10 protein-coding genes are annotated in these 12,330 nt (G+C 60.8%); 6 read left to right on the plus strand and 4 right to left on the minus strand.

Features of this window, described 5'->3' with window-relative positions; translation table 11 throughout:
- Positions 1-146: 146 nt before the first annotated feature.
- Positions 147-2,195: a DEAD/DEAH box helicase gene (locus ACN0SO_RS21505; RefSeq protein WP_417680949.1), complete on the minus strand. Its 2,049-nt coding sequence runs from the start codon at positions 2,193-2,195 to the stop codon at positions 147-149.
- A 273-nt stretch (positions 2,196-2,468) separates the two neighbouring features.
- Between ACN0SO_RS21505 and ACN0SO_RS21510 the strand changes: the two genes are divergently transcribed.
- Genes ACN0SO_RS21510 through ACN0SO_RS21520 form a run of 3 tightly spaced genes read left to right on the plus strand, consistent with a single transcriptional unit; the run spans position 2,469 to position 3,901 of the window.
- Complete coding sequence (locus ACN0SO_RS21510; RefSeq protein ID WP_417680951.1) at positions 2,469-3,089, plus strand: 2-hydroxychromene-2-carboxylate isomerase; 621 nt, start codon at positions 2,469-2,471, stop codon at positions 3,087-3,089.
- A 3-nt stretch (positions 3,090-3,092) separates the two neighbouring features.
- Complete coding sequence (locus ACN0SO_RS21515) at positions 3,093-3,230, plus strand: hypothetical protein (RefSeq protein WP_417680953.1); 138 nt, start codon at positions 3,093-3,095, stop codon at positions 3,228-3,230.
- 26 nt (positions 3,231-3,256) lie between these two features.
- Positions 3,257-3,901: a hypothetical protein gene (locus ACN0SO_RS21520; RefSeq protein WP_417680954.1), complete on the plus strand. Its 645-nt coding sequence runs from the start codon at positions 3,257-3,259 to the stop codon at positions 3,899-3,901.
- A gap of 74 nt (positions 3,902-3,975) precedes the next feature.
- Here ACN0SO_RS21520 and ACN0SO_RS21525 read toward each other — a convergent pair whose 3' ends face one another.
- The gene (locus ACN0SO_RS21525; protein WP_417680956.1) at positions 3,976-4,848 is read right to left on the minus strand and encodes an acyl-CoA thioesterase; all 873 of its coding nucleotides are present in this window, start codon (positions 4,846-4,848) and stop codon (positions 3,976-3,978) included.
- Positions 4,849-5,378: 530 nt separating this feature from the next.
- Positions 5,379-5,525, minus strand: a complete 147-nt coding sequence (locus ACN0SO_RS21530) for a hypothetical protein (RefSeq protein WP_417680958.1) — start codon at positions 5,523-5,525, stop codon at positions 5,379-5,381.
- Between the two features lie 489 nt (positions 5,526-6,014).
- Between ACN0SO_RS21530 and ACN0SO_RS21535 the strand changes: the two genes are divergently transcribed.
- Positions 6,015-6,701, plus strand: coding sequence for a response regulator (locus ACN0SO_RS21535; RefSeq protein ID WP_417680960.1), 687 nt, complete (start codon positions 6,015-6,017; stop codon positions 6,699-6,701).
- Positions 6,702-6,730: 29 nt separating this feature from the next.
- On the opposite strand, the gene ACN0SO_RS21540 is transcribed toward ACN0SO_RS21535, so the two are convergent.
- Positions 6,731-10,252 carry a NahK/ErcS family hybrid sensor histidine kinase/response regulator gene (locus tag ACN0SO_RS21540; RefSeq protein ID WP_417680962.1) on the minus strand — a complete coding sequence of 1,174 codons (3,522 nt, stop codon included), beginning with the start codon at positions 10,250-10,252 and terminating at the stop codon, positions 6,731-6,733.
- A gap of 250 nt (positions 10,253-10,502) precedes the next feature.
- Between ACN0SO_RS21540 and mscL the strand changes: the two genes are divergently transcribed.
- Positions 10,503-10,928 carry a large conductance mechanosensitive channel protein MscL gene (mscL, locus tag ACN0SO_RS21545; protein WP_417680964.1) on the plus strand — a complete coding sequence of 142 codons (426 nt, stop codon included), beginning with the start codon at positions 10,503-10,505 and terminating at the stop codon, positions 10,926-10,928.
- A gap of 149 nt (positions 10,929-11,077) precedes the next feature.
- Positions 11,078-12,280 carry a pyridoxal phosphate-dependent aminotransferase gene (locus tag ACN0SO_RS21550; RefSeq protein WP_417680966.1) on the plus strand — a complete coding sequence of 401 codons (1,203 nt, stop codon included), beginning with the start codon at positions 11,078-11,080 and terminating at the stop codon, positions 12,278-12,280.
- Positions 12,281-12,330: the final 50 nt, after the last annotated feature.

A 12,330-nucleotide genomic window follows, 5' to 3' on the forward strand; every position in this document is an offset into this window, starting at 1 on the left:
ACGGCTCCATCGTTTGAGATCGGTAACAACCTCATTCTGGCACATCGATGCCGTAGGGGCCGTCCACCCCAACAGTAATCCGAGAGGCTGGTTGTTTGAAGTGAGAGGGTGCGGCGTAATGGAAACCGCCCCGCCGCCCTAACTCATCACCCCTGCTTTGTCCGCGCTTCCTTGCGGGCAGCTCGTGACGGCTTGTTTTTCTTCGGCTTTTTCTTGTCGATCGGCTTCCTGGCCTTGCCCGGCTTCCTGGGCGGGCGGTCGTCGCGCTCGCGGCTTGGCGCTTCGCCGCCGCCGGCTCCACCGCCGAGTGCCTTCATGTCCAAAGGTTCATAGGCCGGATGGAACGGGGCTTCTTCGCCATCATCGGCCCGGCGGCGTTTTTTGGCCTTGGGGGCAAAGTCGCGGGCGGGCCGTTTGCCTCGGGCTTCGCCCCTGCCTTCGCTCTCGATCCGGTCCTCGCGGCCCATGGTTTCGTAATCGGGCGCCTCGCGCCTGCGGCCTTGCGGCTTGCGGTCGCGCTGCGGACCACGTCCGGAGCGGTCATCGGACGGCGGCGGCGGGGTCTTGCCGCCGCGCGCGTCGAGCAGCGAGATGGTGACGTTATCTTCGCCGGTTCCGTCCTTCTTGATGGTCGCCGCATAGCGTTCGGCATGGGCGCCGTCGATCTCGAACCGGGTTTCGGTCTGGAAGATCTTGATCGCGCCCACTTCCTTTTTGGTCACGTGGCCGGCGCGGCAGATCATCGGCAGCAGCCAGCGCGGATCGGCGCGGTGCTTGTGCCCGAGCGACAGGCGGAACCAGACGCCGTTGTCGAACTTGCCGCGGATTTCCGCGACACGTCCGCCCCGTTCGCCGGGACCGCGGCCCTTGAGGCTGTCTTCGGTCGCTTCCGAGACGTCTTCAGGCGCCGGCAGACGTGACTGGTAGAGCTTGACGAATGCGGCGGCCACCTTGTCCGGACCCTGCTGCTCCAGAAGCTCGCGGGCGATTGCCAGCTCTTCCGGTTCCAGCTCGGCGGAAAAGACCGGGTCGGTCATCAGCCGTTCCTTGTCCTTCGCGCGGATGTCGTCCGCTGTCGGGGCGGGTTTCCAGGTGACCTTCACGCCCGCGAACTGCAGCGTGCGTTCCGCCGCGCGCCGGCGCGGATAGGGCACCATCAGGACACAGGTTCCCTTGCGACCCGCACGCCCTGTCCGGCCCGAGCGGTGCAGAAGCGCGGCCTTGCCGGTGGGCAGGTCCGCGTGGATGACCAGATCGAGGTTGGGCAGGTCGATACCGCGAGCCGCCACATCGGTCGCCACGCAGACACGGGCCGAGCCGTTCTTCATCGCCGTCAGGGCTGCGGATCGCTGCTCCTGGCTGAGTTCGCCAGAGAGCGACACGATGGAAAAACCCCGGTTCGCCAGCCGGCTGGTCAGGCGCTTGACCGCCTCGCGGGTGGCGCAGAACAGGATCGCCTTTTCCGCCTCGTGCAGGCGCAGCACGTTGATGATGGCGTTTTCCCGCTCATTGGGCGCGACCGGATGGGCGATGTAATCGATGTCGCCGTGCTGTTCGCGGGCGTTGACCGTCGACAGGCGCACAGCGTCCTTTTGAAAGCGGCGGGCAAGTTCCACGATCGGCTTCGGCATGGTTGCCGAGAACAGCAGCGTCCGACGCTCTTCCGGGGCTGCGTCCAGGATGAATTCCAGGTCCTCGCGGAAGCCCATGTCGAGCATCTCGTCGGCCTCGTCGAGCACGACGGCGCGGATCGACGACAGGTCCAGCGCGCCGCGTTCGATGTGGTCGCGCAGGCGGCCCGGCGTTCCGACGACGATGTGCGTGCCGCGCTCCAGGGTGCGGCGTTCGGTTCTGGGGTCCATGCCGCCGACACAGGAAGCGGTCTGCGCCCCTGTCTCGGCATAAAGCCAGGCGAGCTCCTCCTTCACCTGCAGCGCCAGTTCGCGGGTCGGGGCAATGGCAAGTGCGATGGGGGCGCCTGCATGGCCGAGCCTGTCCTGGTCGCCGAGCAGGGTCGGGGCCAACGCCAGGCCGAAGGCAACGGTCTTGCCGGAGCCGGTCTGGGCGGACACGAGGAGATCGGCCTCTGCGGGCGCCTCGTTGAGGATGCTCTCCTGTACGGAGGTAAGGGTATCATAGCCCTTTTTCGCCAACGCGGCAGCCAGTGCCGGTGCGACGGAAGTCATGTCAGTCATACATTTCTTTCAGTGGAAACAGCGCCGTCCACAATCTCATCGAATGCGAGAACTGCCGGTTAAACGCGCAAACTTTGCGGACTGTATAGAGAGGAATGTGTCCGAGGTCCACAGAAACCCACAAAAGGGTCAATTCGGCGGGATTTATTTCATTTCCCCGAAAGCTGTTCACCCTGAGAGAATTAACTCTCTTTTGAACACCGCCGCCGTTGATTTGACGAGCATCTCGGCGCAGGCTCAGGCGCAAACCGGAGATGCGGAGGGGTTCAAGCCATGCCGGCGGTCATCGATTATTTCTATACGCACATCTCGCCCTGGGCCTATCTCGGCCATCAGGCTTTCCGCGAAATCGCGGCCAGGCACGGGGCAAAGATCCGGCTCCGGCCGGTCGATCTGTCCGGCGTCTTCGACGCATCTGGAGGCATGCCGCTTGGAAAGCGGCACCCCGTTCGCCAGTCCTACCGATATATCGAGATGCAGCGCTGGCGCGATAAGCGGGGCCTGCCCCTGACGCTCAAGCCGGCGTTCTTTCCAGCGCCTCCGGGGCTTTGTGACTGCTGTGCGATCGCTCTGGCGGAGCAGGGCGGTCCGGCACTGGACTTCGCGGCAATGGCGTTCAAGGCGGTCTGGGTGGACGATCGGAACATCGCCGAGGCCGCGGTTCTGAGCGAACTGCTCGCAGGTCTGGGGCAAGAGGCGGAGGCTGTCCTGGAAGCTGCCCGTTCGCAGGATATCACCGCAATCTACAAGCAGAACCAGTCGGACGCGATTGAGCTGGGGGTGATAGGGTCGCCGTGTTACGTATTGAACGGCGAACCATTTTGGGGGCAGGATCGGCTGGATCTCCTGGATGACGCGCTGACGAGCGGGAGAGGGCCCTACAAACCCGTGTGAGCGATGCCGGTCCGACAAGCCCTTGCCCTTGGCGGGGAAACGCTCGGTATGCGCCTGCACCCGGATTGGGCGGACCGCCGTGCTTTGGCCATGTCCTTGTGGCATGACTGGCTCGACCGGGTGCTTCCATTCGAAACCTGACCCGCTATAAACCCGGAGTATTGCAGTTGACCCGAACAGAAGGCCCGTCGATGGCAAGCCTGCCGAAATTCATGCGCAAGACAGCCACCTGTCTGGTTTTGTCCGCAATCTTTGCAACAGTACCCGCGGCGGGATACGCCCAGGCCGTTGCGCCGGAAGACGCCCCTGCCGAGAACGCGCCGGCTGCGGAGGACCAATTGCCTGCCGACCAGCGCTACGGCCTTGTGGAAGCGAATGGCGATATTCTCAGGATCGATCGGCAGGCGGGCTCGGTGAGCTTCTGCCGCAAGATCAACGAAGCCTGGCGCTGTATGCCGGCCCCTCTTGCCGAAGAGGCCTATCAGGAGGAAATCGCCGACCTGTCGAAGGAGATCGACCGGTTGAACGCCCGCATTCGCGATCTCGAGGCTGCGGCATCGGTACAGCAGGAAGGACCTGCACCACAAGCCGGGACCGAAAATGGCGAACCGCCTCAAACCGCTGAAGACAAGCCGGCGGACGGACAAACGGCGGAGGAAAATGCACCAGCGGCCGACAAGGACAAGTCGGCATCCCGCCTCTCGGACGAAGACGAGCAGCAACTGGAACGCATGATGCAGTTTTCCGAAAAGGCGATGCGCCGGTTCTTCGGCCTGATGAAGGACCTGCAAACCGAATTCGGCAGCAACTGAAAGCGTCCACTTTTCACCGTCCCGCAACGTCCTGAGACGAACCGGACAATTGAGGGACGTGAAACGCGCCTTTTCTACTGCATCGAGATGCGCGAGATGTCTTTCTTGGCCGTTTCGGGCAGATCCACCGCCTTCCTGGCATTGAGATCCATGACCAGCGCGACGACGTCGCAGATTGCGGCCAGACGTTTGGTGCGCGACTCAAACAGATGGTGGCGCATTGAGAAGGTCTTGTTGCCGCTGCTGCCCGTCAGCCCGCTCGCCACGACCACGGTGTCGCCGGCCTTGAGAGGGCTGGCCCAGGTCAGCTTCATTTCGACAGCGACCCGGCCGAACGTGTTCTCGCTCATGAAGGCCTGGGTCATCGGTGTCCGTTCCCAGACATGGGCGACGCCATCGGTGAAACAGGACAGGGCAAAGCCGTCATCTGCCCGGCCGTCGATCCCGAGATGGCGCGGCAGCACGGTTCCCCGGAAGCAGATTTTTGCCCCCGACGCGAGAACATTGTCCAAGGTGAAGCGCGTGCCGACGGGGGTTGCGGAAATGCCCCGGGGCGCAGCTTCGTCGATCATCGGGCACTGGTGATTCTTGAACCGGCTGCGGAGCGTCTTGACGGAGCCTGCGCTGGGCTCATAGCCGTCGATCGCGGTTGCAGCGAGCGCGCCGGTTGTCGCGTTTTGCATCTCGTGGACGACCGTCAGCATATGAGGACCGTCGAAGGCTATAGCTGAGCGGACCGTGACGAGATCGCCGGTTCGCAGTTCCTTATGGTATCGGACGTGCCGAACGCGGCGTGCGCCGACAAGCGCTTCGCTCAGACCGGAGATGAGCTGAAACTGCCTGTCGGCTTCCTCGAACCGGCTGAAATAGAACTGGACATTCAGATGGTCGTTTTCGTCGCACTCCCATCGGTTCACAAACGAAAACAGTGTCTCTTCGGTGCTCATTACAAATCTTTTCTTGCACAATGCGGGATTATTGACCGGCGACTCACCACCGCCCATTATTCTAGGAAGGGATACTTTCTTTGCGGCAATTTTCAAACAAAATATTTCATATGAATAGAAATTTTGACTGTTAGTGTATCATTAATCAATTAAGATCTATCGGTTGTATTTATATAATATTGCATTTTATGGTGGTTTCGGCGCCTAATTCTTGAAGCGAAAAGGTGTGTCGGCTCATAAGGATCAAGGGGAGGGGAGTTTACGTCACTTTGTGTGTTTTATTTCTATCGTTGGGTGACTTCTGAAGGAAGGGCACACATGGGTTTTGACGTGAATAAATAAGTGTCCGCAATTCTATTGGCGGCAGGAATCGCGGTTGCGGGGATGCTCTTTCTTAAGCGGCACATGACGCATTGATGATACTTTCGCAAGCATGACGAGACCTCCGCGTGGCGCAGGTCTCCCGTTCAGCCAGGCGCATGCTGTTGAATGCCCCCAGGGGGATCGTAGCGTCGGGCGTCCTGAGCCGGTCAGGGTGTCGCGGGCGTATGCAACGTCGTGACCGGAGTTCCCGACAAAGTCGTGGGTCCATCAAGCGCAAAGCCCGGATTGACGACTTTGCCGGCAACCGCGGCGACGACGATCATGACGGCCAGGGTCAGACTCCATGCGTTCATCTGATCACTCCTTGAAGTTGGTGTAAATCCGCGAAAACAACTCGATTTTAGACTTTAGTCTATATTAGACTTTTGGATAAGAATTCGCAATGGTGTGACGTAGAAAACGTTTGTGCGTTGCCGAATAATGGCAGTCAGGAAATCGCCTGGGGTCGAAAGGTAAGAGACCGGGGGTGGGCACTCTTGTCTGCTATGCGATCTTGAAACTTTGGGTATTTGCTTGAATAAAATGCGCCGTACCCAAGCGACTATGGGTTTGACTTTCAGAAACATTGCAGTGCAAACATGGTCTGCCTGCAAAAGATACATGTTTAGGGACAAAATCTCGGAGACTTGTTAGAGATAACTAGGATAATAAGCACAGGCATCGGGGCGACCTGAACCAGATCATACCGGTGTCCGCCGGGATAAAGTATGGGATGGGGACAGGGTAAACGGTCCCCGCGACGTCTTGTCGGGGAGTCGCATGAGCGAGGGAGGAAACCAAGCGTGCCGGATACAGCATATCGATTCATAATCGCTGACGACCATCCGCTGTTTCGCGGGGCATTGAGGCAGACGCTTGAAACACAATATCCGGATGCGCGCATCGATGAAGCCGGCACCCTGGAAGATGTGACGGCGCGCCTTGAGGATGATGGCGACGTCGACCTGATCCTGCTGGACCTGACCATGCCGGGGATGCGGGGTTTTTCCGGCCTGATGTATCTCAGGGCTCAGTATGCCGGCGTGCCGGTGGTGATCGTCTCCGCCAACGAGGAAGCGCAGGCGATCCGGCGGTGCGTCGAGTTCGGTGCTTCCGGTTTTATCCCCAAGTCCCACGGCATCGAGGTGATCCGTGAGGCGATTTCCTCCGTCATGGCCGGGAACATGTGGACCCCGCCGGATGTGGATCTCGGGGCGGACGACGGGGCGGGCGACCTGGTCCAGCGTCTGGCAACGCTGACGCCACAGCAGGTCCGGGTACTGATGATGCTGTCGGAAGGGCTGCTCAACAAGCAGATCGCCTATGAACTTTCGGTCTCCGAGGCGACGGTAAAAGCCCATGTCTCCGCAATTCTGCAAAAGCTTGGTGTCGAAAGCCGCACACAGGCGGTGATCGCGGCTTCCAAGATCGAGGCGGGTCAGTGGCAGATGGGGCAGGAAGCGGACGATTCCGCAGCCTCGTCCGCCTGACGGGTAATAGATCTTAAGCACAACGGCGGTTATTCGGCCGCAACATGCTCCGCACGGCAGCGGGCCAGGTGGGCGCGCAGAGCCGCGGGTTTGATCGGCTTGTTGAACATCTCGATGTTCTTCGAGGCTGCTGCGGCCCGGACTGTCCGGCTCCGGTCGGCTGTCACCAGGAGGGCCGGAATGCCCGCGCCGAACTTCCACCTCAGGCGGACGACCGCATCGATGCCGTTGCCGTCGTCCAGATGATAATCGATCACGATGATATCGGGCGTTTCGCCCGCTTCCACCAGTCTCTCGATTGCCTCCGCGTCGTCGCGCGCGGTGATCACCTTGCAGTTCCAGTTTTCCAGCAGATGACGCATGCCGCTCAGAATGTCCGGCTCGTTGTCGATCGCAAGGACCCTCAACCCGTCGAGTTGCCCTTTCACTGGGAGGGTACTTTGCAGCGGCGTTTCGATCGGAACGGCGGCGGCGGTGGGCAGTGTAACGGCGAAGCAGGATCCCTTGCCGACCGAAGACCGCAGACCGACCGGGTGCTCCAGGACATGGGCGATGCGCTCGACGATGGACAGGCCCAGACCAAGGCCTTTGGCGACCCGCATGCCGTCGTCCAGCCGGTGGAATTCCTGAAAAATCACCTTCTGCTTCGTTCCCGGCACTCCCATGCCCGTGTCGTGAACTTCAACGACAACCTTGCCGTTTCTGCGCCTGCAGCCCACAAGGACACGGCCCTTCGCGGTGTATTTGAGCGCGTTGGACACGAGGTTCTGGAGCAGGCGGCGCAGCAGTCTGCGATCCGAGCGCACCGAAACGGAGGTCGGTACGAACGTGAGTTCCAGGTTTCTTTCCCGTGCCACCGGTTCGAACTCGGTTTCCAGAGCGCGGAAAAGGACGTCGAGTCGGAAAACCGTCAGTTCCGGTTTCAGGGCACCGGTATCGAGGCGGGAAATATCCAGCACAGCGCCGATGATGTCTTCGACCGATTCCAGGGCGCCTTCCACGTTGCGCACCAGGGTGCCCGTTTCGCCATCCTTCAGCTTTTCCACGAGCACGGATGAATAGAGCCGGGCCGCATTCAGCGGCTGCAGAATGTCGTGACCTGCGGCCGCGAGAAAGCGTGTCTTGCCGATGTTCGCCTCTTCCGCGGCATGGGTCGCCTCCCGCAGACGGTCGTTCACATGGGTCAGTTCCTCAGTGCGTTCGCGGACCCGTCGTTCCAGGGTTTCGTTGGCGCGGGCGAGCGCATCTTCCGCGAGCACGCGCTCGGTAATGTCGGTATAGGTGGTCACGATGCCGCCGTCGGGCATCGGACTGATCCGAACCTCGAGAACCGTGCCTGAGGAGGCGAGGCGTTCCTGATGGGTTTCCTGGGCGACGACCAGTTTTTCCAGACGTTCCGACACGACGGCCTCGACCGGGCCGTCGCCGATTTCGCCGCGCTTGGCATTGTAGCGGACGATGGCGTCGAGTGTGGTTCCGACCTGACCGTATTCGGTCGGCAGCTCGAGAAGATCGCGGAACTGCCGGTTCCAGCAGATCAGGCGCAGATCCCGGTCGAACACGCCGATGCCCTGGCGAACCTGGTCCAGCGCGGTCTGCAGAAGATCGCGGTTGTACTGGATCGCGGCCGAGGCGTCGTCGAGCAGCTTGACCGCGCCCTTCGTCGACGGATCGTGGCGCTTGAGCATCAGGGACAGAACAAGGCGGGAGGACGCCGCGCCGATGGCGCTGGCCAGAAGCTGTTCTGAAAACCTGAGCAGGCTGGCGTCCGCCGGAGCATTCGGGTCCAGAACGCTGCCGCGCTCCTGTGCGTAGCGGTTGAACGAGCGGTCAGTCCGTTCCTCGCCGAGATAACGCGCAAGGGTCGCCTTCAGGTCGCCGGCCGTCACCGACGTTCGCCAGAGCCTGAGGCTTGGAGCCGGGGCGATCTCGTCGGGCACGAAGATATTGGCCTGCAGCTTTTCCGCCGGTTCCGGTGCGCGGCTCAGGGAGCCGGCCACGAAAAACAGGAGATTGACCAGAAGGCTCCACATGGTTCCGTGAATGAAGGGATCCATCTGCAGCCCCAGAAGCGACTGCGGCTTCAGGAAGGCCAGACCCAGCGGACCGGTGTCCAGAATGGTCGAGGAGACGATGCCCGATTGCGCGAATGTGGGCAGAAGCAGCGTGTAGAACCAGAAGGCGAACCCGCCGATCATTCCGGCGATCGCGCCGCGCGCCGTTGCCCTGCGCCAGACCAGGGCGCCGATGAAGGCGGGCGCGAACTGGGCAATCGCGGCAAACGACAGGAGGCCGATGGAAACCAGCGCCGCGGTATCTCCTGCTGCACGGTAATAGGCATAGGCTAGCAGCAGAATGCCGAAGATTGCCATGCGCCGGATGCTGAGCAGGTGGCGGCTCATGTCGCTGCCGCCGGCAAGCAGTTCTTCTTCGCTGCGCCGGCGCAGGATAAGCGGAACGACGATGTCGTTACAGATCATGATCGCAAGCGCGACCGTTGCCACGATCACCATCGCCGTTGCCGCTGAAAGTCCGCCGATGAATGCGAACATCGCCAGCCAGTGTTCTCCGGCATCGAGGGGGAGCGCCAGGACGAAGGTGTCCGGATTGATGTCCTGTCCGAAGCGCAGCAGGCCGGCGGCCGCAATCGGGACCACGAACAGGTTGATCAGGATCAGATAGAGCGGAAACAGCCAGACCGCTCTGCGCAATTCGCCTTCCGAATTGTTTTCCGTCACCATCACGTGGAACTGTCGCGGCAGCATGACAACGGCGAAAGACGACAGGACCGTCATCACCAGCCAGTTCTCGTGATTGAGAGGCTGCTCGAAGACGGCGGCCACTTCAGGCGCCCCGGAAATCGCGCGTACGAGGTCGATCGGACCGTCATAGAGGGTGAAGGTCACCCAGATGCCGAGAGCCAGGAATGCGACCAGCTTGACGATCGCTTCCGAAGCGATCGCCAGCATCAGCCCTTCCTGGTGCTCGGTCGCATCGATATGGCGGGTGCCGAACAGCCATGTGAACACGGCCATTCCGATGGCGATCAGCAAGGTGATGTCATCGAAAACGGGGAAGTAGCTTTCGGCCGGTGTAATGAGCGGGCCGACCATGGTGGTAATGGAAAGCGACACGGCTTTCAGCTGCAACGCGATGTAGGGAATGATCCCGATGACGGCGATGATGGTTGCGACCGCGGCCACCGACTGGCTTTTGCCGTAGCGCGCGCCGATGAAATCGGCGATCGATGTGATGCTTTCGGCCTTGGCGATGCGGATGATCCGGCGCAGGAGCGCGTAGCCGAGGCCGAAAACAAGCAACGGTCCGATATAGATCGTCAGGAACTCGATCCCGTTTCGGCTCGCGCCGCCGACAGAGCCGTAGAAGGTCCAGGACGTGCAGTAGACCGACAGCGAAAGCGCATAGATCAACGGCCGTCCGCGTCCGGGAAAGACGCGGCGTGGCATCCGGTCCCCGTAACTGGCAATGGCAAACAGCAGGAGAATATATCCCACTGCAACCAGTATCACGACCCAACCTTCATTGATCATTCGAATTCTGTGCCTTCCTCCCGGCCGCGGCAGGACTGTCAGCCTGTTCCTGCATTTTTGTCCGCCGCGCCTGAGATCGGATCACAACTGCGGCAGACTGTCCATTCGTCTTGGGGCGAAGACGTTTCAGAAGGTCTCGCGGGCACGCGAAGCGTTTTTTCTTAACGCAGGGTTATTTCCGGCGATAAACTGCATGAAGGTTGCTGAGTCGTCGCTTTGACGCTGGCCCTTTTGCTGTGAGGATGACCGGATGTTCAAGGAATTCAAGGAATTCGCGATGAAGGGCAATATGCTCGACATGGCGGTCGGTATCGTGATCGGCGCGGCCTTTACCGCGATTGTTTCCTCGATGGTGGATGACATCATCATGCCTCCGATCGGCCTGATCCTGGGCAACATCGATTTCTCCGAAATCTTTATCATTCTGAAGCAGGGAACGCCGGAGGGGCCTTATGCGACCGTGGCCGCGGCCAAGGAAGCCGGCGCGGTCACCTGGAATGTCGGTCTTTTCATCAACGCTCTGATCAAGTTCATCATCGTGGCCTTCGCCCTCTTCGCGCTTGTGAAGGGCGTCAACAACCTCCGCCGCAAGGAAGAAGAAGCGCCCAAGGCACCGGCTGCGCCCCCGCAGGACATCGTGCTGCTGCAGGAAATTCGGGACCTGTTGAAAAAGTAGAAAATGCGCGCGACCGGCCAACGGGTTTGAGCCGCTCCGCCGTCGACATTTCCCGTTACCGTCCTGTCGCCGAGGCCTGCGGCCGAAGGTCGGCTTTTCAAACCGGCTTCCCACCCGTTAAGAATGCGTCCGCCCCTCTCGGAACCCCCATGATTTTTGGAAAGGCAACATACGTGGCGCGTGATGTGATTGGCGGCCTGAGGGCCGAGGCGAGGCTTGCGCCTGAAAGCGGCATCGTGGAAGTCGTGAACGCGGCGCGGGACCGGGAAGGCCTCATCCCGCTCTGGGTCGGAGAGGGCGACCTGCCGACACCGGAGTTCATCTGTAACGCCGCCAAGGCGTCGATGGATGCGGGAGAGACGTTCTATACCCACCAAAGAGGCATTCCCGAGTTGAGGGAGGCGCTGGCCGGCTACCACCGTGACCTCTACCGCAAACCATTCTCTCCGGAACAGTTTTTCGTGACGGGATCGGGGATGCAGGCGATGCAGATCGCCGTCCAATGCGTTGTGGGTGCAGGCGAAGAGGTGGTTTTTCCAAGCCCTGCCTGGCCGAACCTTGCCGCCAGTGTCGGCATCATGGGTGGGCGGGCCGTGCCGGTCGCAATGGATCACGGTGACGCCGGCTGGTCGCTCGATCCGCAGAGGCTTTTTGACGCCGTCACACCGCAAACGCGGGCGATTTATCTTAATTCGCCGAGCAATCCGACCGGCTGGGTCGCGGACAGGCAACTTCTGACAACAATTCTGGACGAAGCGCGAGACCGGGGGCTTTGGATCCTGGCCGATGAGGTCTATGGACGATTTTCCTATCAGGGCGCCGGGCCGGCCCCCTCCTTCAACGAGATTGCCGAGCCGGACGACAGGATCCTGTTCATCAATACGTTTTCAAAGAACTGGGCGATGACCGGTTGGCGGATAGGCTGGTTGTCGGCGCCACCCGAAATGGGGCAGGTGATTGAGAATCTGATCCAGTACTCGACCTCAGGCGTGCCGGTTTTCAGCCAGCGTGCGGCGATTGCGGCCCTCACCGAAGGGGGCGATTTCCTGCGCCAGCAGATCGAGCGGGCGGAGAACGGACGCAGGATTGTCGTCGACGGCCTGTCGGAATCCAACCGGGTCAGACTGTCGGCTCCCGATGGTGCATTTTACCTGTTTTTCGGCATCGATGGCGTCGACGACTGTCGAAAACTGGCGCTTGATCTGGTGGCGAGAACCGGTGTCGGCCTTGCTCCCGGTTCGGCATTCGGATCGGGCGGAGAGGGCTTTTTAAGGCTGTGCTTTGCACGTAACCCGGACCAGTTGAAGGTTGCTGTGGAGCGCATTGCTTCAGCGGCAGGGGAATTGCATTGAGGGGTTTTCTTGACGGCGTTAAGTAAATACCCTTAATCAGACATGTGAAA

It is taken from the genome of Roseibium sp. (genome assembly GCF_048260565.1).
Taxonomy (GTDB): domain Bacteria; phylum Pseudomonadota; class Alphaproteobacteria; order Rhizobiales; family Stappiaceae; genus Roseibium.